The sequence below is a fragment of the Lacisediminihabitans profunda genome (assembly GCF_008040105.1).
GTDB lineage: Bacteria > Actinomycetota > Actinomycetes > Actinomycetales > Microbacteriaceae > Lacisediminihabitans > Lacisediminihabitans profunda.
The window spans coordinates 275,562-297,669 of sequence record NZ_VRMG01000007.1 but is presented as its reverse complement, the minus strand read 5'-3'; the positions used below and the strand labels follow the sequence as shown (position 1 = coordinate 297,669).

The 22,108-nt window shown below is 68.3% G+C and carries 21 protein-coding genes; 7 read left to right on the top strand and 14 right to left on the bottom strand.

Translation table 11 applies throughout. From position 1 onward, the window contains the following. Window positions 1–76 precede the first annotated feature (76 nt). Window positions 77–973 carry a VOC family protein gene (locus FVP33_RS10855; protein ID WP_147783662.1) on the bottom strand — a complete coding sequence of 299 codons (897 nt, stop codon included), beginning with the start codon at window positions 971–973 and terminating at the stop codon, window positions 77–79. Between the two features lie 69 nt (window positions 974–1,042). Here FVP33_RS10855 and FVP33_RS10850 point away from each other — a divergent pair, with 69 nt between their 5' ends. Then, the gene (locus FVP33_RS10850) at window positions 1,043–1,495 is read left to right on the top strand and encodes a MarR family winged helix-turn-helix transcriptional regulator (protein WP_147783661.1); all 453 of its coding nucleotides are present in this window, start codon (window positions 1,043–1,045) and stop codon (window positions 1,493–1,495) included. 10 nt (window positions 1,496–1,505) lie between these two features. On the opposite strand, the gene FVP33_RS10845 is transcribed toward FVP33_RS10850, so the two are convergent. Genes FVP33_RS10845 through purD form a run of 4 tightly spaced genes read right to left on the bottom strand, consistent with a single transcriptional unit; the run spans window position 1,506 to window position 4,698 of the window. Next, window positions 1,506–1,976: a DUF1003 domain-containing protein gene (locus tag FVP33_RS10845; RefSeq protein ID WP_147783660.1), complete on the bottom strand. Its 471-nt coding sequence runs from the start codon at window positions 1,974–1,976 to the stop codon at window positions 1,506–1,508. A 60-nt stretch (window positions 1,977–2,036) separates the two neighbouring features. After that, on the bottom strand, window positions 2,037–2,531 hold the full coding sequence (locus tag FVP33_RS10840; protein ID WP_147783659.1) for a GNAT family N-acetyltransferase: 495 nt from the start codon (window positions 2,529–2,531) through the stop codon (window positions 2,037–2,039). Then, a complete protein-coding gene (locus FVP33_RS10835; RefSeq protein ID WP_147783658.1) occupies window positions 2,528–3,451 on the bottom strand; it encodes a phosphoribosylaminoimidazolesuccinocarboxamide synthase in 924 nt (307 codons plus the stop codon). The genes FVP33_RS10840 and FVP33_RS10835 overlap by 4 nt, the downstream gene beginning before the upstream one ends. Then, window positions 3,448–4,698 (bottom strand): phosphoribosylamine--glycine ligase, encoded by a 1,251-nt coding sequence (gene purD / locus FVP33_RS10830; RefSeq protein ID WP_147783657.1) that lies wholly within the window; start codon window positions 4,696–4,698, stop codon window positions 3,448–3,450. The genes FVP33_RS10835 and purD overlap by 4 nt, the downstream gene beginning before the upstream one ends. A gap of 82 nt (window positions 4,699–4,780) precedes the next feature. Here purD and FVP33_RS10825 point away from each other — a divergent pair, with 82 nt between their 5' ends. After that, window positions 4,781–5,158 (top strand): sterol carrier family protein, encoded by a 378-nt coding sequence (locus FVP33_RS10825; RefSeq protein WP_147783656.1) that lies wholly within the window; start codon window positions 4,781–4,783, stop codon window positions 5,156–5,158. A 4-nt stretch (window positions 5,159–5,162) separates the two neighbouring features. Continuing rightward, a complete protein-coding gene (locus FVP33_RS10820; protein WP_246142294.1) occupies window positions 5,163–5,558 on the top strand; it encodes a hypothetical protein in 396 nt (131 codons plus the stop codon). A gap of 260 nt (window positions 5,559–5,818) precedes the next feature. Here FVP33_RS10820 and purF read toward each other — a convergent pair whose 3' ends face one another. Further along, entirely contained in the window at window positions 5,819–7,276 is a 1,458-nt protein-coding gene (purF, locus tag FVP33_RS10815) for an amidophosphoribosyltransferase (RefSeq protein ID WP_147783655.1), read from the bottom strand. Window positions 7,277–7,350: 74 nt separating this feature from the next. On the opposite strand from purF, the gene purM reads away from it, so the two are divergent. Beyond that, complete coding sequence (purM, locus tag FVP33_RS10810) at window positions 7,351–8,451, top strand: phosphoribosylformylglycinamidine cyclo-ligase (protein ID WP_147783654.1); 1,101 nt, start codon at window positions 7,351–7,353, stop codon at window positions 8,449–8,451. A 138-nt stretch (window positions 8,452–8,589) separates the two neighbouring features. Here the strand turns inward: purM and FVP33_RS10805 are convergent, their stop codons facing one another. Further along, a complete protein-coding gene (locus tag FVP33_RS10805) occupies window positions 8,590–8,829 on the bottom strand; it encodes a DUF3073 domain-containing protein (protein ID WP_147783653.1) in 240 nt (79 codons plus the stop codon). A 154-nt stretch (window positions 8,830–8,983) separates the two neighbouring features. Between FVP33_RS10805 and FVP33_RS10800 the strand changes: the two genes are divergently transcribed. Further along, the gene (locus tag FVP33_RS10800; RefSeq protein WP_147783652.1) at window positions 8,984–10,069 is read left to right on the top strand and encodes an NAD(P)-binding domain-containing protein; all 1,086 of its coding nucleotides are present in this window, start codon (window positions 8,984–8,986) and stop codon (window positions 10,067–10,069) included. A 441-nt stretch (window positions 10,070–10,510) separates the two neighbouring features. On the opposite strand, the gene FVP33_RS10795 is transcribed toward FVP33_RS10800, so the two are convergent. The 4 genes from FVP33_RS10795 to FVP33_RS10780 form a co-directional block, all read right to left on the bottom strand. Further along, entirely contained in the window at window positions 10,511–12,553 is a 2,043-nt protein-coding gene (locus FVP33_RS10795; RefSeq protein WP_147783651.1) for a glycogen debranching N-terminal domain-containing protein, read from the bottom strand. Window positions 12,554–12,655: 102 nt separating this feature from the next. Next, window positions 12,656–13,534: a carbohydrate ABC transporter permease gene (locus tag FVP33_RS10790; protein WP_425460945.1), complete on the bottom strand. Its 879-nt coding sequence runs from the start codon at window positions 13,532–13,534 to the stop codon at window positions 12,656–12,658. Window positions 13,535–13,539: 5 nt separating this feature from the next. Further along, window positions 13,540–14,673, bottom strand: a complete 1,134-nt coding sequence (locus tag FVP33_RS10785) for a carbohydrate ABC transporter permease (protein ID WP_147783649.1) — start codon at window positions 14,671–14,673, stop codon at window positions 13,540–13,542. A gap of 5 nt (window positions 14,674–14,678) precedes the next feature. Further along, window positions 14,679–15,932: a sugar ABC transporter substrate-binding protein gene (locus FVP33_RS10780; protein ID WP_147783648.1), complete on the bottom strand. Its 1,254-nt coding sequence runs from the start codon at window positions 15,930–15,932 to the stop codon at window positions 14,679–14,681. A gap of 369 nt (window positions 15,933–16,301) precedes the next feature. On the opposite strand from FVP33_RS10780, the gene FVP33_RS10775 reads away from it, so the two are divergent. Further along, on the top strand, window positions 16,302–17,348 hold the full coding sequence (locus FVP33_RS10775; protein ID WP_147783647.1) for a LacI family DNA-binding transcriptional regulator: 1,047 nt from the start codon (window positions 16,302–16,304) through the stop codon (window positions 17,346–17,348). A 12-nt stretch (window positions 17,349–17,360) separates the two neighbouring features. On the opposite strand, the gene FVP33_RS10770 is transcribed toward FVP33_RS10775, so the two are convergent. From FVP33_RS10770 to FVP33_RS10760, 3 genes are all read right to left on the bottom strand, one after another. After that, window positions 17,361–19,421: an APC family permease gene (locus tag FVP33_RS10770; protein ID WP_246142293.1), complete on the bottom strand. Its 2,061-nt coding sequence runs from the start codon at window positions 19,419–19,421 to the stop codon at window positions 17,361–17,363. A gap of 136 nt (window positions 19,422–19,557) precedes the next feature. Next, on the bottom strand, window positions 19,558–20,166 hold the full coding sequence (locus FVP33_RS10765) for a PadR family transcriptional regulator (RefSeq protein WP_147783646.1): 609 nt from the start codon (window positions 20,164–20,166) through the stop codon (window positions 19,558–19,560). Beyond that, window positions 20,163–20,963, bottom strand: a complete 801-nt coding sequence (locus FVP33_RS10760; RefSeq protein WP_147783645.1) for a DUF4097 family beta strand repeat-containing protein — start codon at window positions 20,961–20,963, stop codon at window positions 20,163–20,165. The genes FVP33_RS10765 and FVP33_RS10760 overlap by 4 nt, the downstream gene beginning before the upstream one ends. A 389-nt stretch (window positions 20,964–21,352) precedes the next feature. Between FVP33_RS10760 and FVP33_RS10755 the strand changes: the two genes are divergently transcribed. After that, a complete protein-coding gene (locus tag FVP33_RS10755) occupies window positions 21,353–22,096 on the top strand; it encodes a MerR family transcriptional regulator (RefSeq protein WP_147783644.1) in 744 nt (247 codons plus the stop codon). Window positions 22,097–22,108: the final 12 nt, after the last annotated feature.

Here is a 22,108-nt window from a genome sequence, read left to right as displayed (position 1 = left end):
GATCAGGCCGACGGGAGGACCGGGCCGACGGGACGACCCGGGCGACGGGATGCGGGCAGGTGCGCGGATTCCCGGCTCACTCCGTGCGGGGAGCCGTCTCCTGGGCCGGTTCCGCCGTGGTGACCCGGATGAGGTTGGCCCACGGGTCGTCGAAGGCGAGGGTGCGGCCGTCGTGCCGGGTCTGCACTCCGAAGTCGGTCATCCGCTCGCCGAGGGCGCCGAGGTCGTCCGCGGTCGGCAGCACGATGTCCACCTGCCCGAGTCCGAGGGTGCGCGCTCGCCGCCCCGCCCCCGCGCTGTTCCAGGTGTTCATCGCCATGTGGTGGTGATAGCCGCCGGCGCTCACGAAGAGCGCCTGCGAACCGAACAGGGTGGTCTGCTCGAACCCGAGGCGGTCGACGTAGAACTCGCGGGCCGAGGCGATGTCGCCCACCGAGAGGTGCACGTGCCCCACCACCGCGTCACCGAAGTCAGGGCGCTCGATGGCCTCGGGCGTGAGGTTCTGCTGGAGGAAGGCGTTCGGGTCGAGGAAGAGGGTGTTCATCTCGATCTGGCCGTGCGTCCAGCTCCACTGGCTGCGGTCGCGGTCCCAATAGAGTTCGACGCCGTTGCCCTCCGGGTCGGTGAAGTAGAACGCCTTGCTCACGAGGTGGTCCGAGCTGCCGGTGAAGGTGCCAGGCGCCTTCGTGGCCACGGAGTACACCGCGGCGGCGAGGGCGGCCTCGCTGTCGAACAGGATGGCGGTGTGGAAGAGGCCGGCGTCGCGCGGACTCGCGTGCACGAGGCCGGGGGCATGGCTGAGGATGATGAGGGGCGTCCCGCCGCGACCGAGCGTTACCGTGTCGGCGGTCTGGCCGATCACGCTGAGGGCCACGGCATCCCGGTAGTAGGCGGTCATCGCGTCGAGGTCGGCGACGAGAAGGGTCACCGCTCCCATCGCGGTATCGGCGGCGAGAAGATCCTGGGTGCTCATGGGGTGCCTTTCGTGTCTACCGGATCCAACTTAGTTGAGATCTCAACTATTCCCGATAGGGTGGGGCGAATGGATGAACAGCCGGAAGCCCGGGCCTGGCGATCTCTCGTCACCGCCGTGCTCGTGCTCGAGGAGGCCCTCGACCGCCAGTCGCAGCGGGACGGCGGGCTGCCGCACGCCTACTTCTCGCTGCTCGTGTTTCTCTACGAGACGCCGGGGCATCGCCTGCCGGCGAGCGAACTCGCGGCGCGGCTGCGACACTCGCCCAGCCGCCTCACCCACGCCGTCACGAGCATGGAGAAGTCCGGCTGGCTCGCCCGTGAGCGGTCTGCGACCGATCGGCGGGTGCAGATCGTCGCCCTCACCGAGGCCGGCAGCCGGCTCGTGCGCCGGGTCTCCCCGCGGCAGGCCACCGAGGTGCGCGCCGTCGCCCTGTCCCGGCTCTCGCCGCAGCAGGTGGGGCAACTCGAGGAGATCAGCACGGCGATCGTCGCCGCGCTCGACGAGCGCGACGCCGACTGAGACGCTCGGATCAGGCCGTGGCGACGGTGCCCTTGCCGACGACCTCGCTGTGGATCTCGTTCGTGAGGTGTTCGATCCGCTGGGTGAGGTCGGCGATCTGCTTGGTCAACGCCGTGTTGTCGGCGAGCTCCCGCTCGGTCGACACGAAGTCGTGGTCGGCCTTCACCTGCTGGAAGGCCGCCTGACGGTTCTGGCCGATCATCACGAAGGTGGAGAGGAAGATCGCCTCGAGCGACACGACGAGGGTCAGGGTGGGCCACGGGCTCTTCTCGAACAGCAGCATCCACAGGGTGAAGAGCACGGCGTGCACGTAGACGAAACGCATCGAGCCGGCGAAGGCGGTGATCCCGTCGGCGATGCGCAGCTGAACGCTCGCGGCGCGGCGGGTCGCCTCCGCCATGACCGACGGATGATGGCCCTGGCCGTCGGCGAGCAGCCGGCGCGGGACGATGTGGGGGCGGGAGGACGTGTGGGTTGTCATGACTGAATGTAATCACCCCCGCCCGGTTCGGCGACGGCTATTCGTGCCGGAGCGGAGCAATCACTCGCAGCCCTCGCAGGCGACATCCGCCGCCGGGTCGCCCACCACGAGAGCCTTCGCGAAACAGAGCGAGATCGGCGAGCCGGCGTAGTGCCCGAAGTTGGGGATTCGCGAGTAGCCCTCCCGCTCGTAGAACCGCACCGCCTCCGGCTGCCGGTCCCCGGTCTCCAGCAGGAGCCTCAGCCAACCGCGGCCACGCGCCTCATCCTCGAGGGCGGCCAGCAGGGCGGTGGCGACGCCGGTTCCGCGATGCGGCACGGTCACGAACATCCGCTTGATCTCCCCCTCGGTGGGGCCGAGCGGCCGCAGGCCGCCGCAGCCGACCGGCTCGCCGGCCGCGTCGTAGGCGACGAGGAAGACGACCATGTCGTCCGCGGTGGGCGCCGGCCCGGGTTCGGAATCCGGCGACCCGTAGCGGGCGGAGACCTCGCGCCGCTGGGCGTCCCTGAGGGTCACAGCGGCCGGGTCGTCCCAGTCGACCGCGCGCACGATCATCGGCCGGTGAGCCTCTCGATCAGCTCCCGATAGCGCGCCGCCGTCTGCTGAACGATGTCGGACGGCAGCTCGGGGGGAGTCCCCGTCATGTCCCAGTGGGCGCTGAGCCAGTTGCGAACGATCTGCTTGTCGAAGCTGGCGAGCCGGTCAGGGCCGCCGGCGGCGTAGAGTTCCGCGTCCCAGTAGCGGGAGCTGTCGCTCGTGAGAACCTCGTCGGCGAGGGTGATCACCCCGTTGTCGCGGTTGCGGCCGAACTCGAACTTGGTGTCGGCGAGGATCACGCCTCGCGCCTCGGCGATCGCGGATGCCCTGGCGAAGGTCTCGAGGCTGAGGTCGCGCAGCGAGGCCGCGACATCCTCGCCCACCAGCTCGACGGTGCGTTCGAAGGAGATGTTCTCGTCGTGTTCGCCCATCGGGGCCTTCCACGCCGGGGTGTAGATCGGCTCGGGCAGGCGGTCGCCGTTGCCCAGCCCGGCCGGAAGGGCGATGCCGCAGACGCTCTGCGATTGCTGGTATTCGAGCCAGCCCGAGCCCACGAGGTAGCCGCGCACCACGCACTCGACCGGGAACATGTCGAGGGTGCGGGCGAGCATCGCCCGCCCGGCCACGGCATCCGGGATCAGGTCCGTCACCGTGTCGCCGTGCAGCTCATGGTCGGCGATGAGGTGGTTCGGCACGCCGGTGAGCTGGTCGAACCACCAGAGGCTGAGGGTGGTGAGAAGCTCCCCCTTGCCGGGGATGCCCGGCTCGAGCACGTGGTCGAAGGCGCTCACCCGGTCGCTCGCCACCATGAGCACGCGTCGGGCGCTCGCAAGGTCGGGCACGCCGGATTCGATGTAGAGGTCCCGCACCTTGCCGGAGTAGGCGTGTGTCCAGCCGTCGGCGGTGAGGTCCGCCGCGCCCGGGCCCGTCGCGCTCACTGGGCGACCCGGGCGGCGATGTCGGTGCGGTACTGGCCGCCCTCGAGCTCGATCGCCTCGAGCGCTCGGTAGACACGGGAGCGGGCATCCGCGAAGTCGGACCCGGTGGCGACGACGCTCAGCACGCGGCCGCCGGTCGAGACGAGCACGCCGTCCAGGTCGGCGGTTGCCGCATGGGCGATCGTCACGCCATCGATCGCGAGCGCGGTGTCGAGGCCGCGGATCGGCCGGCCGGTGATCGGGGTCTCCGGATAGCCCTCACTCGCGAGCACCACGGTCACGGCCACGTCATCGGAGAATTCGGGGCGCGGCAGCGACCCGAGCCCACCCGTCGAGGCGGCGAAGAGCAGGCCGCTCAGGGGGGTGACGAGGCGCGGCAGCACCACCTGGGTCTCCGGGTCGCCGAACCGGGCGTTGAATTCGATCACCCGGATGCCGTTCTCGGTGACGATGAGGCCGCAGTAGAGCAGGCCGATGAACGGCGTCTGCTCGACGGCGAGACGGCGGATGGTGGGCAAGGCGATCGTGTCGATGACCTCGTCGACGAAGCCATCGGCGAGCCAGGGCAGCGGCGAGTATGCGCCCATGCCGCCGGTGTTCGGGCCCTCGTCGTTGTCGGAGAGGCGCTTGTAGTCCTGGGCGGGGGAGAGCGGCAGCACGTTGTGGCCGTCGCTCAGCAGGAAGAGCGACACCTCCTGGCCGTCGAGGAACTCCTCGATCAGCACGCTGCCATGCCCGAGCCAGTACGCGGCGTGGGCGATCGCCGCCTCCCGGTCGGCTGTCACGAGCACTCCCTTGCCCGCGGCGAGCCCATCGGCCTTCACCACGTGCGGCGCGCCGTACTCGTCGATGGCAGCGACGGCTTCGTCGAGGGACCCCACTCGCACCGCGCGGCCGGTCGGCACTCCGGCCTCCTCCATGATGCGCTTGGCGAAGGTCTTGCTGCCCTCGAGCTGCGCGGCCGCCTTGCCCGGCCCGAACACGGCGATGCCGCGCTGGCGGAGCCGGTCGGCCACGCCGGCGACAAGCGGTGCCTCCGGCCCGATCACGACGAGATCGATCTCGTTCTCGATCGCGAACTCGGTGACCACCGTCGGGTTGGTGGGGTCGAGGGCGATCACGCCGACCTCGGCCGCGATCCCCGCGTTGCCGGGCGCCGCCGTGATCTCGTGGGCGGCGTCTTCGCTGAGCAGCGCCGTGATGATGGCGTGTTCGCGCGCGCCTGAGCCGAGGACGAGGATTCTCACCCGGTAAGCGTACCCAACTGGCGGTCGGGCGGTCGTCCCGGCCCGTAGCATCCTGTGCCGCGCCGCGCGCTACCGTTGAGGTATGGCGAAACCCAGGATTTCGGATGCCGTGGGCGGCGAGGCCGTGCGCCGTGCGCTCGCGACGGTCGCCGACCGCGACACGGAGGCCACCGCGGTGCGCTACCTGCTGCAGGTGCTCGCCGACGCCGCCCCCGGCAACTCGGTGGAGGTGCGCGTGCCGCCGTTCGGGGCCGTGCAGTGCATCGAGGGTCCCGGCCACACGCGGGGCACGCCGCCGAACGTGGTCGAGACGGATGCCCTCACCTGGCTCGCGATCGCCACCGGCGGGGACACCTGGCAGCACGCCATCGAGCACGGGCGCATTTCGGCCTCCGGTTCCCGCGCCGACCTGGCGAGCCTCCTGCCGGTGATCTGGGATGCAGCGGGCACGGGAGAATAGAACCATGCCAGTCGAGACGCCTCCAGACGGGGCAGCCCAGCATCCGGACGACGCGAAGCCGCCGACCGGCACCGTCGCGGCCGCCGAGGTGCGCATCCGGCGCGCCCCCCGCTACCCGATCTTCCTGATCCTGGGCGGTGGACTCGGGGCGATCGTCACCTTCGTGCTGACAGCGCTGTTTCCGGTGGACCCCGCAGTGGGGTTCGGTGCTCTCTTCGGCTACTTCGCCCTCTACGGCGTTCCGGCCGGAGTGCTGGTCGGTGCCATCGTCGCCATCGTGCTCGACCGGGTGTCGAGCCGACGGGCGAGAAGCGTCGTCGTCGAACACACCGCGGTCGACCCGCTCCCCGCCCCCGACGAGCCCGCCGCCGACGAGCCGCACCCTGACCGCGCACCCTGACCGCGCACCCTGAAAACGCAGGAGATTCGGCCTGAAAGACGCCTTTGCGCGGCCACAGTCGGCGTGGGGCGGCGGATGTCCTGCGTTTTCGGCGCGGCGCGGCGCGGGTTCGGCCCTGGCTGCTCGCTCGCTCGCTCGCCCGCGCTGAGGTGCCCACAACTGTCGTCATCGTTGGCCGGATAGTGGCAAATCCGGGCACCTCACCGCGCTGAGGTGAGCTGGAGCTGGAGCTGGAGCCCTGGTGCGCCGAGATCACGCGGTCAGCTGAGCTGCGTGCGCTCCACCCAGTCGAGGTATTCGGGCGTGACGGTGCCGGTGATGTATTCGCCCGTGAAGCAACTCATCTCGAGGGCGGTCACGTTCGACCCCTCGATGATCGCCGCCTGCATGTCGGCGACCTCCTGGTAGATGAGGTAGTCGGCGCCGAGCTCGGTGGCGATCTCCGGGATCTTGCGGCCGTGCGCCACGAGCTCCTGCCGGGACGGCATGTTGATGCCGTAGACGTGCGGGAAGCGCACCGGGGGTGCGGCGGAGGTGAAGGTGACCTTGTTCGCGCCGGCCTCGCGGGCCATCTGCACGATCTCCTTGGAGGTGGTGCCGCGCACGATCGAGTCGTCCACGATGAGGATGTTCTTGCCGCGGAACTCGGAGCCCATCGCGTTGAGCTTTTGCTTCACCGACTTCTTGCGCTCGGCCTGGCCGGGCATGATGAACGTGCGTCCCACGTAGCGGTTCTTGTAGAACCCCTCGCGGTACTCCACCCCGAGCTTCTGAGCCACCTGCATTGCGGCGGGGCGGGCAGAGTCCGGGATCGGCATGACGACGTCGATGTCTCCCATCGGCGTGTACTTGGCGATCGTGTCGGCGAGCCGGTTGCCGAGTCGGAGTCGCGCCTCGTAGACCGAGATGCCGTTCATGATCGAGTCGGGGCGGGCGAGGTAGACGTACTCGAATGAGCACGGCACGAGCCGCGGGCTCTTCGCGCACTGCCGGGAGATCATCTCGCCGTCGAGGGCGATGAAGATCGCCTCTCCGGGGGCGACATCCCGAACGAACTCGTAGCCGGCGCTCTCGAGAACGAGGGACTCGGATGCCACGATCCAGTCCTCCCCGACGAAGCCGCGGGGGCGCTTGCCGAGCACGAGGGGGCGGATGCCGAACGGGTCGCGGAACGCGAGCAGGCCGTAGCCGGGGATCATCGCGATGGTCGCGTATGAGCCCTCGACGCGCTCGTGCACCCTTTCGACGGCGGCGAAGATCTGGTCGGGGTCGAGGTCGAGCCCCGTCACCTGCTCCTGCAGCTCGTGGGCGAGCACGTTCACCAGCAGCTCGGTGTCCGAGCTCGTGTTGAGGTGCCGGCGGTCGATGTGGAAGAGCTCCTGAGTGAGCTCGCGCGTGTTGGTGAGGTTGCCGTTGTGCACGAGGACGATGCCGTACGGCGCGTTCACGTAGAACGGCTGGGCCTCCTCCTCGTTGGCGGCGCTGCCCTTGGTGGCGTAGCGGCAGTGGCCGAGCCCCATGTTGCCGGGGAGGGCGCGCATGTCACGGGTGCGGAACGCCTCGCGCACCTGGCCCTTGGCCTTCACCATGTGGAAGGTGCGTCCCTCCGCGGTGGCGATGCCCGTGGAGTCCTGACCGCGATGCTGTAGAAGCAGGAGGCTGTCGTAGACCTGTTGGTTGGCGGGTTCCGAAGAAACGATGCCGACAATGCCGCACATTCGCGGTGAGTCTCCAGACCGTAGAGTTGGGGGTGATTAACCCAAGTCTTTCACGGTTCAGGAACGGAACACGAATGGCCAGCAAGTACGCCGAAGCGGGCGTTGACACGGCGGCCGGAGACCTGGCCGTCGAACTGATGAAGGCGGCGGTTTCCCGGACGCACGGCCCGCAGGTTCTGGGCGGCGTCGGCGGCTTCGCCGGGCTCTTCGACGTGTCGTTTCTCAAGTCGTTCGAGCGCCCCCTGCTCGCGACCTCCACCGACGGCGTCGGCACGAAGGTGGCCATCGCGCAGGCGATCGACAAGCACGACAGCATCGGGATCGACCTCGTCGGCATGGTCGTGGACGACATCGTCGTGGTGGGCGCGACGCCGCTCTTCATGACCGACTACATCGCGTGCGGCAAGGTCGTTCCGACCCGGATCGCCGACATCGTGGCCGGCATCGCGCGGGGCTGCGCCGAGACCGGCACCGCCCTCGTCGGCGGCGAGACGGCCGAGCATCCCGGGCTCCTCGGCCCGGACGACTACGACGTGGCCGGTGCCGCCGTCGGAGCGGTCGAGGCCGACCGCCTGCTCGGCGCCGACCTCGTGGCCGATGGCGACGTCGTCATCGCGCTCGGGTCATCCGGCCTGCACTCCAACGGCTACTCACTCGTGCGGCATGTGCTGGCCGGCCGCAAGATGACCTACGCCGAACACTCGAACGAGCTCGGCGGGCTGGTGGGCGAGGTCCTGCTCGAGCCGACCAGGCTGTACACGAAACCGCTCCTCAAGCTGCTCGCCGACGAGTCTCTCGCCTCGAGCGTGCACGCCCTCAGCCACGTGACCGGAGGCGGGATCGCCGCCAACCTCGCGAGGGTGCTGCCCGTGGGCTGCTGGGTCGAGATTGATCGCAGCGCGTGGTCGCCCCAGCCGGTGTTCCGCGTACTCGCGGAGTGGGGCGGCATGGCCCTCACCGAGACCGAGGGTACCTGGAACCTGGGGATCGGCATGATCGCGGTCGTGAGCGCGGATGCCGCGGACGCGGTGATCACGAGGCTCGTGACGAGCGGTGTCCCGGCCTGGCTCGTCGGCGGCGTCACCGTGGGCGCACGAGACCTCACCGGCTTCGAGCAGGGCGCAAAGGGCGTGAATGGCGGGGCCGTTCGACTCGTCGGCGCGTACCCGGCCTAGAGCACTTTCCGGTCCAGGGCCGTTTCCGGTCTAGAGCCCTTTCCTGCCTGGAGCACTTTCCTGCCAAGATCGGCGGAGGGGCACACAACTGCCCGGCAGTGGAGCCGCGCCCCGACCCACGTGGTGAGGTGATGCCGCCTACGCGGTCTTGTTCTGGTCGGACTCGAACTCGTCTTCCGAGTACTCGTCCGTGTAGCCGCTGGCCGTGTTGAATTCCGGCCATTTCTCGAGGTCTTCTTCGAGGCGAGCGTCGACGGGAGCCCCGGTGACAGGGTGCGTGAGTTCGCGTTCGAGCGCGTTGTAGTTGGTGTCCGGGCTGAAGTATTTCAGCTCGCGGGCAACTTTGGTGTGCTTAGCTTTTTGACGGCCGCGCCCCATGGCTTGACCCCCTCACGATTCCTGCCCGAGCAAGCTCACAATTGCCTGGGATGACCAACAAGGAACTACGAAATCTAAAGGGCAACTTTAGCATGCGGGACACCATCCCTTTGGCTCCGTGAGCACGCGCGGGAACGACGGCTAACGTTAACGCGTGACATCCTCTCCGACGCACCCCTCCGTAGTGGTGATTGGTGCGGGCCAGGCCGGACTTTCGGTGTCGTTCTACCTCCAGCGACTCGGCCTCGAACCGGGCAGCGACTTCGTCGTGCTTGACCGCGGACCGTCCACCGGGGGAGCCTGGCAGTTGCGCTGGGATGCCCTCCGCATCGGCTCGGCACACCGCATCAACGACCTTCCCGGGATGGATGCCGTCGGCCTGAGCTTCGAGACCGCGGATCGCACGCTGCCCGCGAAGGACGTGGTCGCCGAGTATTACCGGCAGTACGAGGAGCACTACAACCTGCAGGTGCGCCGCCCGGTGGACGTGAAGCGGGTCTTCAATCGGGGCACCGAACTCGTGGTCGGTTTCGCTGAGGAGGAGCTCACCACCGAGATCGTCGTCAACGCCACTGGCACCTGGGGATCGCCCTTCGTGCCGTGGTATCCGGGGCTCAATGACTTCCGGGGCCGGCACGTGCACACGACCGACTACCGGTCCGCTGCGCAGTTCGCCGGCCAGAGCGTGGTCGTGGTCGGCGGGGGCACTTCCGCGATCGGCTTCCTGCTCGAGCTGGAGAACGTGGCGTCCGAGCTGACCTGGGTGACGAGGCGTCCCGTCGAGTACCTCGACGACGGGGAGCTCAACATGGAGGACGGCAAGGCCGCCGTCGCGATGCAGGACGAGGCCGCCCGCGCGGGCCGTGCGCTCCCGAGCATCGTCAGCGGCACCGGCATCCCGCGCACCAGGAGAATCCAGTCGGGCATCGACCGCGGGCTGCTCGTCGCCCGGCCGATGTTCTCCTCCATCGAGCCGGATGGCGTGCGCTGGGAGGACGGGAGCTTCCAGAAGGCGGATGCGATCGTCTGGTCCACCGGCTTCCGCCCGGAACTCCGCCACCTCTCGCCGCTCAAGCTGCGCGAGAAGGAGGGCGGCGTGTCCGTGGGCAATGGGTCGGCCTGGAAGGACCCGCGCATCTTCTTCGCAGGCTACGGCCCGCAGGCGAGCACGATCGGCGCGAACCGGGCCGGCCGGCAGATCGCGCGCCAGGTGATCGCGACCCTCTCCAACATCGGCTGACCCGCCTCCCGCTTCTCGTCCCGCGCTCCGCGCCTCGCGCCAACACGCGTTTCTCCGGAGGTTTCGCGTCTACCGGCCCATTTCGACCCCGAATCGGGCCGAAATAGCGGTTTCGGACGGATACCTCCGGAGAAACGCGTGCCGCACTGGCCAGCCGAGACGAATGGCACGGATGACGCCGCATCCGCTCGCTGCTTGGAGGCAGCCGATGTCGTCCTCACCGACGGCGGGGGTGACAAAGGCGTCGGCACCCGCCCGCAGCGACGTGCGTTTCTCCGGAGGATTCGCGTCAATTGTCCCTTTTCGGGCCCGAGTCGGGCCGTTTCGGCTGTTTCGGGCGGAAACCTCCGGAGAAACGCGGATAGGGAGAAACCCGGGTCGCGAGAAACACCTGCGCGGGAAACGCGCGAGTCGGGAAACGCGGGTGCGAAACACGAGGCGTCAGCCGACGAGCACCCCGGCACCAGAGGCCGCGGTGACCTCGCCGTCGTGGTTGAGGGTGATCGAGACATCCGCGTCCCCGAGCCGCAGTCCGGACACCGACAGCGAGCCGGCGAGCGGGCTCGGCGACACCCCGATCGTGGCCGACTGGGCGTCCGGGTTGAGGCCGAGCACGCTGCCGAGCACCGAGACGGCAGCGGCCGCCGACCAGGCCTGCGGTCGGCAGGCCGCCGGATAGGGCACAGGAGACGCGAAGGCAGAGGCCGCGTCTCCGGAGTGCAGTTCGGGCATGCGGTAGTCGAAACCGGATGCCGCGGCGAGCAGTCCGGAAACGAGCGTCCCCGCCTCGGCCACGAAGCCATCCCGACTGAGGCCGTGGATGGCGATGGCCGTGTCGTGGGTCCAGACGCTGCCGCCGTGGTAGCTCAGCGGCCAGTAGCCGGCCGAGTCGGTGGACATCGTGCGGAGCCCGAAGCCAGAGTTGAGTTCCGGCGACACCAGACGACGGGTCACGAGGGCGGCCTGGCGGTCGTCGAGAAGGCCGGTGCCGAGCAGGTGCCCGAGGTTGCTCGTGACGGTGTCCACCGCGCGCTTCTGCGCGTCGAGGGCGATCGCCGGGTATGCCCCGTCCGAATCCTGGATCCAGAACGTCTCGTTGAAGCGCGACTTGAGAAGGGCGGCCCAGGCGCGCCACTCGTCGCCGCCGTCCACCCCGAAGTGGTCGAGCAGGTCGGCGCCGTGGGTGGCCGCCTCGAAGGCGTAAGCCTGCACCTCGCAGAGCGCGATCGGCCCCTCGGCGAGCGAGCCGTTTCGCCACTGCACTGAGTCGCCGGAGTCCTTCCAGCCCTGGTTGGCGAGCCCCTTGCCGGTGGAGTCCACGTATTCGAGAAGGCCGTCGCCGTCCGCGTCGCCGAAGTCCCGCATCCATTCGAGGGCGGCAACGAGCTGGGGGATCATGGACCGCACCTCGTCGCCCGGCAGACCCCAGCGCCAGGCGTCGTGAAGCAGGCACACCCAGAGCGCCGTCGCGTCGACGGTGCCGTAGTAGAGCGGCGGAAGCGAGATCCCGGCACCCGGGATCTCGAGGGTGCCGCGTCGGAGTTCGTGCATGATCTTGCCGGGCTGCTCCGCCGTCTCGGCGACGGTGGCGGTGCCCTGGAGCCCGGCGAGCACGCGCAGGGTGTCCCCGGCGAGCCGGGTGCCGAGCGGAAGCATGAAGCGCGCGGCCCAGATCGAGTCGCGGCCGAACAGGGTGAAGAACCACGGTGCGCCGGCGGCGAGGAACTCGGAGGTCGGATCGGCGACCGTGGTGAGGCGCAGCGCGTCGAGGTCGCCGAGGGCCCGGGAGACCCAGCGCGCGAGGCGGTCGTCCCCGCCGGTGAGCACCGGAACCGACCAGCCGGGCGGCGTGGTGAGACCGCGCACGACGGCATCCGCATCCGATGCCTCGATCGCCCAGCCCAGGCGGGTGGAGCCCTTGGCCGGAATCGTGACCGTCCAGGTCAGCTCGAGAAAGCCGTCGGCGGCGATCGCGAGCGCCGCGCCGGTGGCCCGCAGCGACGCCTCGATGGCGTCCCGGCCCCAGGAGGCCGTCTCGCCCTCGATGCTGATCGCGGCGAGCGGCTCCGTGAGCCCGGCTTTCACGAGGTCCATCTCGGCGAGGTCGCTCTGCAGCCGCACGACCACCGTGCACGACACCTCGTGCTCGAGCGTGGACTCGAAGACGATCGACTCGATGGCGCCCGTCGTCGTGACGGTTCGGCGCTGCACCACGCGCACCCGGGGATCCGGGGTCGAGTCGTCGAGGTGGCGGAGCAGCCCGATGAACGCCACACTCTCCGCGCCGCCCGGAACCGTCGCGATGCTCTCGACCTCGTAGCCGTCGTAGCGCACCTCGACTCTCGACACGATCCGAACATCCGAGTGATAGATGCCGTGGATGGCGCCGGAGCCGATCGCGCCGGAGGGCGACGACCAGGCCTGGGTCGGTGCGCGCAGGATCACGATCTCGTCGTGCAGGAGCGGCTGGAGTGTGGCGTTCATCTGGTTACGAGTTTCCTTGCCGTTGTGTGGTCGGGTGTCGAGGATCCCGCACGTCGCCACCGTGGCGGTGACCACCTCGCGCGGGTTCGGGGAGGGCGCCCGTCACTCCTTGACCGCGCCGTCACTCGCGTTCATGATGCGCTTCTGGAAGATGAAGAACATCACGGCGACCGGCACCGTCATGATCGCCGCCGCGGCGAGCTTGATCGGATACTGGGTGCCCTGGCTCAACTGCCCGGAGGCGAGCGAGGCGACGCCCTTCGTGAGGGTGACGAGGTCGGGCGACTGGGTGGACACGATGAAGTGGCTCAGCTCATTCCACGAGCCCTGGAACGACAGGATGATGATCGTCACGAGGGCGGGTCTCGCCATCGGCAGAACGACCGACCAGAACACCCGGAAGGTGCCGGCGCCATCGATCCGCGCCTGCTCCTCCACGCTCACCGGGATCGACTCGAAGAAGTTCTTCATGATGAAGATCCCCGCCGCGTCGGTGAGCAGCGGGATGATCATGCCGGCGTAGGAGTCGTAGATGCCGATCTGGTTGATCACGAGGAACTTCGGGATGAGCAGCACGACCCCGGGCACCGACATCACGGCGATCAGGCCCGCGAACATCAGGTTGCGCCCGCGGAAGTTGAGCCGGGCGAGCGCGTAGCCGGCGAGCGAGTTGAAGAACACCCGGCCGAGGGTCACGAACACCGTCACGATCACCGAGTTCTTGAACCAGATCGGAAAGTCCGAGTGCAGGAACAGCCGCTCGTAGGCCGCCGTGGAGAACGTCGCCGGCACGAGCGAGAGCGGATTGGCCGCGGCCTCCGCCTCCGTCTTGAACGACGTCGCCACCTGGATGAGGAACGGGAAGATGTAGACGATCGCCAGCGCCACGAGCAGGGCGTAGAGCAGCGATCGCGCCGCGATCGCGCGGCCGCCCGGGCGCGCGGTGCGCGTGAACGAGCGGGACGTCGCGGCCTTCGTCATGGTGCTCATCGCTGGCCTTCCTTGTCTCGGCCGGGCTGGGTCGGGGCTGCGACGGGCGTCCCGGACGGCGGGATCTCGTAGCCGCGCATCCGGCGTTTCGAGACCTTGCGTTCGGCCAGCACCCAGCGCTGCACCAGGGTGAAGAACACGATGATCATGAAGAGGATGAACGCGATCGCCGCGCCCTGTCCCCATTGCTGGTTGTTGAACGCCGACTGGTAGGAGAGGAACGCGGGCGTGAGTGTGGTCTTGCCCGGGCCGCCCTTCGTGCCCGTGTAGATCTGGTCGAAGACCTGCCAGCAGCCGATCAGCCCGAGCGTGAGCACGGTGAACAGGGTGGGGCGCAGCTGGGGGAGCGTCACCTTCCAGAAGCGTTGCCAGCCGTTCGCGCCATCCATCATCGCCGCCTCGGTCACGTCGCCGCCGAGGCTCTGGAGCCCTGCGATGAAGAGCAGCATGAACGTGCCGCTCGTGGTGAAGACCGCGAGAAGCACGAATGCGGTCATCGCGACGGATGGCCCACCCAGCCAGTCCCACCAGGAGACGCCGAGGGCGGTGTTGCCGGTGAGGACTGCCGGCCCGGTCTTCACCCCGAAGAGGCCGAAGAAGTTGTGGATGATGCCGTCAGGATCGTTGAACCAGTTCGGGCCCTTGACGCCGATGAACGAGAGCAGCTTGTTCACCGCGCCGGTGGAGTTGAACAGGAACAACCAGAGGACGGTGATGGCCACCGAGCTGGTGACCGACGGGAAGTAGAACGCGGTACGGAAGAATCCGCGGCCCTTGAGGATCTGCCGGTTGACGAGCACCGCCAGGAAGAGTGAGAGCGCGGTCTGCAACGGCACGACGAGCACGACGTACCAGGCGTTGTTCTTGAGCGCGGTGCCGAAGTCCTGCTCGGCGAGTCCGCCGCCGGTCAGGAGCGCGGAGTAGTTGTTGAGGCCCACGAAGTGGACGTCGCCGGAGAGCGGGCTTCCTCGCCCGCTCCAGTCGGAGAAGCTTACCCAGAGGGCCATCAGCACCGGCACGACCAGGAACAGCCCGAGGAGGAGGAGCATGGGTGCGGTGAACAGGTAGCCCGAGAGGGCCTCCCCGCCCCGGATGCCGGAGCGGGAAGGCCGTCTCGTGGTCGCAGTCATAGTGACTACTTGACCAGTGCTTCGAGGTTCTTCTGCGTGGCGTCGAGGATCGTCTTGGGATCCCCGGTGGCGAGGCTCTCGATCTTCGAGTTGAAGTCGGTCACGACGTCAGCGGCGCCCTTGGCGGTCGGCACGCCCTTCGCATAGTCCGCTCCCTTGAGGAACGGCACGAGCAGGGGGTTGTCCTTCTTCCACGTGGCGGCGGCGGACTTGATCGACGGCATCGGACCGAACGCCTTCGAGAACGCGAGCTGGTCGCTCGAGCTCGTCAGCTTCTCGACGAGCTTGAGCGCGGCGGCCTGGTTGGGGCTGTCGGCGGCGATTCCCCAGCAGTTGGTGAACTGCATGGTTCCCTTGCCGGCGGGGCCCGTCGGCAGCTCGGCGATCGTGTACTTGACGTTCGGGTAGTCGTTGGTCATGGCTCCAGTGATCCAGTTGCCCTCGATGGTCATCGCTGCGAGACCCTTGCCGAAGGCCTCACCGCCCCATCCGGCCCCGAGGTCCTTGGCGTATTTGAGGCTGCCGTCGGCGATGAGCGTCTTGACGTAGTCGAGCGCCTTGATGTTGGCGTCGCTGTTCGCCGTGGCCTTGGTGCTGTCGGCGTTCATGAGGTTGCCGCCGGCCTGAGTCATGAACGCGGCGATGCGGGCGTACTCGCCGCCGATGCCGAGACCGACGTGCTGGGGAGTGGTGAGTTTCTTCGCGACGGTGGCGAGGTCATCCCAGGTCTTGGGAATGTCGGCATCGGTGAGGCCGGCCGCCTTCCACATGTCGGTGTTGATCTCGAGGGCGAGGGTCGAGAAGTCCTTCGGGGCGCAATAGAACTTGCCGTCGAAGGTGAACGACTTGACGAGGCTCGGGTAGAAGTCGCTCTTGTTCTTGAGCTGGTCGCCATAGGCGAGCAGCGACCCGTTCGAGGCGTATCCCGCGAGGGCGTCGGTCGAGAGGTAGAAGACATCGGCCGGCTTGCCGGCTGAGAAGCCCTGGGCGAGCTGCTGGTTGAGGTCGCTCGCCACGGAGACGGTCGCCTTCGTGCCGGAGGACTTCGTCCAGTCGGCTACCGCGCTGTTCACGGCCTTCGTCTCGGCGTCGCCACTCGAGCCGATGAGCACGGTGAGTGCCTTCTTGGACGAGGTGAGTCCACCGGTGCCCGAAGTGCTCGAGCCACTGCTGAAGCCAGACCCACACGCGCTCAGCGTGAGGGCACCGGCCGCAGCCAAGGCGCCGACTACCAGCCAGCGTGTTGTGCGTCGTTGCATGTGTTTCTCCTTGGTTGGGTGTTGCGAGGGCGTCAGAGAAGTCGAAGGGGCGCGCCGCGGCCGGGTCGGTCGCGGCGCGAACCGGATGGGGGCAGTGTGCGCGAGAGACCGGCGGTCACAGTGCCCTCCTTTGGGATTGGATCGTTCAAACTTTGCGGTGAAGCACCGCAATTTGATCGATCAAACAGCAGTATGACGATATAGCCGCCCGCGAGGGGTGTCAACCCGATCACGGTAGCGATTCGGTGACATTCGGTGCGCGGCGCGCGCGATGACTCTGTGCGTGCGGGAGGTCGAAAGGCCAGTTCACGGCGCGGACCGCGATAGCGTACCGTTACTGCTTGATCGATCAAGAGCGAGGAGGCGGCCGTGTCCCAACTGCCCACCGTGGTCGATGTGGGCCGCGTCGCTGGGGTGTCCCGGCAGACCGTCTCCAACGTGCTCAATTCGCCTGGGCTTGTCAAGCCGGCCACCCGCGAACGGGTCGAGGCGGCGATCGCGCAACTCGGCTACCGCCCGCACGCCTCGGCGAGAAGGCTGCGCACCCAGAAGAGCTCCACCCTGGGCATCCGGCTCGACCCGATGCAGAACGGCATCTCCGGTGCGGTGCTCGACAGGTTCCTGCACGCGCTCACCGAGAAGGCCGACCAGCGTGGCCTCAGGGTGATGCTCTTCACGGCTCTCGACCCGGAGGACGAGATCCGCCAGTTCAAGCGGCTCCGCGACGGGGCCGACGTCGACGCGTTCGTGCTCACCGCCACCTTTCACGGGGATCCCCGCACCGAGTGGCTCATCGAGAACAACGTGCCGTTCGTCACCTTCGGCAGGCCCTGGGGCATCGACGACATGAACGACCCGAGGCACCTCTGGGTGGATGTGGACGGCTGGAGCGGCCTGCACGAGGCGACCGGCCACCTTCTCGGCGAGGGAAGGCTGCGAATCGCCTATCTCGGCTGGCCGCGGCCCTCCGGCACCGGCGATGATCGACGGCGGGGCTGGCGGGACGCCATGGAGTCCGACGGCCGGCTCAGTGCCGCCGAACTCGACGCCCTCGACCTCAGCACGGTGGATGGCGTCGCCCAGGGCCGGGAGGCTCTGCAGGCGCTCCTCGACTCCGGTACGCCGGTCGATGCCGTGGTGTGCGCGAGCGACTCGCTCGCCCTCGGCGCGCTGTTGGCCGTGGGGGCGGACATCCCGGTGATCGGCTACGACAACACCCCCGTCGCGGAGGCCGTCGGCCTCTCCAGCGTGGAGCAGCCGCTCGACGAGGTGGCAGCGGGGGCGCTGGAGCTGCTGCTCGGGCCGACCGGCGGCGAGATCGTCGGCTGGTCGTCGTCGTCCACCGACCCGCGGCACCGGCTCGTCACACCGCACCTCGTGATGCGCGAGCGCTCGGCCATCACGGGCGTGCGCTGAAGACGGACCGGGCTACTGGCGCACGGAGTTCTTGGCCGGGGTCGGCTTCTTGACCAGCGGGGCCGCAGGCGGAAGTGGCTTGCGCATCACCGGTCGACGAGGTTCGCCACGGCGGTCCTGGCCGGGAAGCGGCCGGTATGGGCGCCCGTAGAGCGCCTTCGACGAGTCGAGCAGCCACGGAACCAGGGCGATCGTCACGCCATGACAGAGCATGAGCTTCTGACGGATGCGGCGGGCCTTGTGGTTGTGCAGCAGGTTCTCCCACCAGTGGCCCACGATGTACTGGGGTGTGTAGACCGTGACGACCTCGGAGCCGTACTCCGCCCGCCGCGCCTTGATGTACTTGATCAGGGGCATGCTGATGTCGCGGTACGGCGACGACACTATGCGCAGCGGCACCTTGATGTTCATCTCGTCCCACTGCTTGGAGAGCAGTTCCGACGCGGCATCGTCGATGCTCACGTGGATCGCCTCGATGCTCTCGTGCCGGGCGGCGATGGCGTAGTCGAGCGCCTTCAGGGTGGGCTTCTGCATCTTTCCGACGAGCACGATCGCGTGGTCGCCCGACGCGCCGAAGGTCGTGGTCGGGTCGACCTCGATGTCCCGCGCCACCTTCGCGTAGTACCGGTTGATGCGCAGCATCAGGTAGAACAGCACCGGCATGATCGCGAACACCAGCCACGCGCCGTGGGTGAATTTGGTGATGGTCACCACGATGAGCACGATGCCGGTGAAGAGGGCGCCGGTCGCATTGATGGCCCGGCTGCGGTACACCTGGCCGCGGTTGGCGCAACCCTCGCGCAGCATCTTGGTCCAGTGCACGACCATGCCGGTCTGGCCGAGGGTGAAGGAGACGAAGACGCCGATGATGTACAGCTGGATGAGCTGGGTGAGGTTGGCGCGATAGATCAGCAGGAGCAGGATGGCGGCGGCGCTCAGCACGAGGACACCGTTGGAGTAGACGAGCCGGTCGCCTCGGGTCTGCAGGGACTTGGGCGCGTACGAGTCTCGGGCGAGTACCGATCCGAGCAGGGGGAACCCGTTGAACGCCGTGTTGGCCGCGAGCAGCAGCACCAGGGCGGTCGTGCCCTGCACCACGTAGAACATGAAATAACCGGCGCCCGGGAACACCGCGGCCGCGATCTGCGAGATCACGCTCGCCTGAGGCGCGGTCGTGCAGTCCTTGAACCCCTGCAGGTCGCAGGCGGTCTCGGCGTAGTGCACCCGGCTGATCAGGGCGAGCGCCATGATGCCCACGAAGAGCACGATCGCGATGGAACCCATGAGCACGAGCGTGCGCTGCGCGTTCTTGATCTTGGGGCGGCGGAATGCCTGCACGCCGTTGGCGACCGCCTCCACGCCGGTGAGCGCGCTACAGCCGCTGGCGAAGGCTCGCAGCAGCAGCAGGATGAAGGCGATCTGGCTGAGGCTCTGCGGCGACTTCACGGTGAAGGCGGAGGAGGCGGCGATGGGAGTGTCGCCGAGCGCCGCGCGTACGAGCCCGGTCACGATCATGACCCCGACGCTCGCGATGAAGAGGTAGGTGGGCAGCGCGAAGGCCTTGCTTGACTCGGCCACACCGCGCAGGTTGATCGCGGCGAGAAGAATGACGAAGGCGACGGCGATCTCCACTCGCCAGGTGTTGAGCACGGGGAACGCGGAGATGATGTTGTCCACGCCGGATGCCACCGACACGGTCACGGTGAGGATGTAGTCCACGAGGAGCGCGGAGGCCACCACGAGGCCGGCCTTCTCGCCGAGGTTGCGGTGCGCCACCTCGTAGTCCCCGCCGCCCGAGGGGTACGCCTTGATGAGCTGGCGGTAGGACGACACGACCACGATGAGCAGCAGCACCACTGCGGCGGCCACCCAGGGGGCGAAGCTCAGGAAGGCGAGGCCGCCGAGGGTGAGGATGAGGAGGAGCTCCTGCGGCGCGTAGGCCACGGAGGAAAGGGCGTCGCTGGCAAAAATAGGCAGCGCCAAATGCTTCGGGAGGAGCTGGCCTTCGAGTTTCTCAGACGCCAGCGGTTCGCCGATCAGCCACCTCTTCGGCGACCGAACTTCGCTAGTCACGAGGAGCGACACTACACCCCTTCCCTGCAGTGTCAATAATTCGTAAGGCTCGGGCCCGCGACCCCGGGATCACGGGCCTCGACGCCTGCGGGGCCGTAAGGATTCCGTGAGGATCCTCGCGGCCCGCCCTGCGCGTTCAGCCGGCCAGCAGGTCGGCCCGCACGCCGTCGAGCCGCTCCTTGAGCCGCGCGACCATCTCCGCGGGGATCTCGCCGTCCGCGGCGAGTCGACGAAGGTCGACGCGCACCTGGTGGCGAAACTCGTTGAGCACCATCTCGGCCTCGTGCAGCTGCGTGCTCGTGGTGGAGCGCTGGGTGTCCACGCGAACGGTGCGCCCGAAGTCCCTCGCGTCATCCCTCGCCTCGCGTGCCGCGGCGGCGAGATCGGCCCGCAGCGTCTTCATCGCGCCGTTCACCGAGGCCCGGACCTCGTCGGCGAGGCGGCGAACCGAGTCGGTCACGTCACTCTCGATCCCGTCGAGCTCGCCCTGTCGCGCCTCGAGTTCGGCGCGGCCGGCATCCGTGATCGCGTAGACGGTCTTGCGACCGTCGCTCGATTTGGTGACGAGTCCCTCGTCCTCGAGCTTCGCCAGTCGAGGGTAGATGGTGCCGGCGCTCGGCACGTATGTCCCACCGAACCGGTCGCCGAGGGCCTGGATGAGTTCGTAGCCGTGCATGGGCTGCGTCGCGAGGATGCTGAGCAGGTACAGCCTCAGGTGTCCGTGCGCGAAGACCGGAGGAGTCATGCGGTCACCGCGTGCAGCACCGAGACGTCACCGCTCACCGTGTTGGCCTTGAAGTCGAGCCAGCTCTTCTCCAGAACACCGTACTTGCCGGTGTAGCTTCCGCGAACCCCGGTGATGGACGCGTCGTCGAGCTGCAGCTTGCCGCTGACCGTGTTGATCCGGTACTGCGCGGCGACGCCGGCCTCCAGCCTGGTCGTCACGTTGCCGCTGACGGTGTTGATGCGCACCTCATCCGGGATCCCGGCGATGTCGAGGAAGACGTTCCCCGACACGCCTTCACAGGTGAAGCGCGAGATCTCGCCCGTCGCAGTGACGTCGCCGCTCACGGTGTGGGCGGCGATCTTGCCGGTGTGATTGCGCACCGCCAGCTCGCCGCTCACGGCGTTGAGCTCGAGATCTCCGCGGTGGTTGTCCACCACGACCTCGCCGGAGATCGTGCTGATGCGTGCGTCGGCGGTGAGGCCGCTGATGAGCGCGCTCGCCGACACGACGCCGAACTTGAGCGCGGCATCCCGGGGGACCATGATGCTCACGTCCGCGCTCGCGGATCCCCTGAACGACTTGAACACGTCGATGAAGTTGTCCCAGCTGAGCTGGGGGTGGTCGATCTCGAGGGTGTCCCCGTCGATCGAAACCTTGAGCGCCTTGCCGCGCACCGAGTGCACCTCCACCCGCGCGCCCGGCTCGTCGTGTCCGACGATGTTCACCTGACCGGCGATGAGGGCGACCTTGAGATTGCGGACGAGTTCGATGTCGATGACCTTCTCGCCGTCGACGAGCCACTTTTCCAGAGCCATTGTCGTGCCTTTCGTTGGCGGATGCCGCGCATCCGAATCGAGATATATCGCGTGTGCGTAAACTCAAGATATATCGCGTCTTGGCGGAGCGCAAGCCCCTCGTTTGACGCGGCTCGGGCCGGGCCCCGCGCAGTCGCCGCCCCGGGCCGGGGACGCACCCGCCCGCCTCGCGGCGGGGAAACCGCACGGCGGAGGGGGTCCCGCCTCCCTCCGCGAGTGCGTTTCCCCGCCGCCGGGCCGCGCGACTCCGTCCGCGAGGTGGGACTCCCTCCGCGAGGCGCGGCTCCCCGCGAACTCGACGGGCGCCGCACTGCGGGCGGAGCAATCCCACCCTTGACATTGACGCGGCGTCAACGTTTAGCGTGGAGCACACGAGGGACGGAGGCGGCGTGGAGAGATCCATCCAGGACATCGCGAGGCTGTCGGGAGCGACATCCCGCACGCTGCGGCACTACGGCGACATCGGCCTGCTCGAGCCGAGCCGCATCGGCGTCAACGGCTACCGCTATTACGACGACGATGCCCTCGTGAGGCTGCAGCGCATCCTGCTGCTGCGAGAGCTCGGCCTCGGACTGCCGGCGATCGCCGACCTGCTCGCGGGCGACCGAGAACAGGCGGATGCGCTCGAGAGACACCTGCGCTGGCTCCGGCTGGAGAAGGACAGGCTCGACCGGCAGATCGGCTCGGTGGAGGCCACGATTCGACGAATGAGGGGAGGTGAAGAACTCATGGCAGAGGAAATGTTCGACGGCTTCGACCACACGCAGTACAGGCAAGAGGTCGAGGAACGTTGGGGCACGGAGGCGTACGCGAGTGGTGACCGCTGGTGGCGGTCGCTCACGGCGGCCGAGAAGGCGAAGTTCCGTGAGGACCAGAAGTCGGTGCAGGCGGATTACCTGGCGGCTATCGCCGCCGGCGCCAGCGTCGAGAGCGAGGAGGTCCTGGCGATCACGCGGCGCCACTACGACTGGCTGGTCGTCGGCTGGCAGGGCAGGCGCCCGACGCCGGAGCAGTTCGTGGGGATGGGCGACTTGTACGTCGCCGACGAACGATTCGGCGCGAAGTACGGCGGCCTGGAGGGCGCGACCTTCGTGCGAAACGCGATGGCGGCGTTCGCCGAGCGCAACCTCTAAGGATTGCTGAGG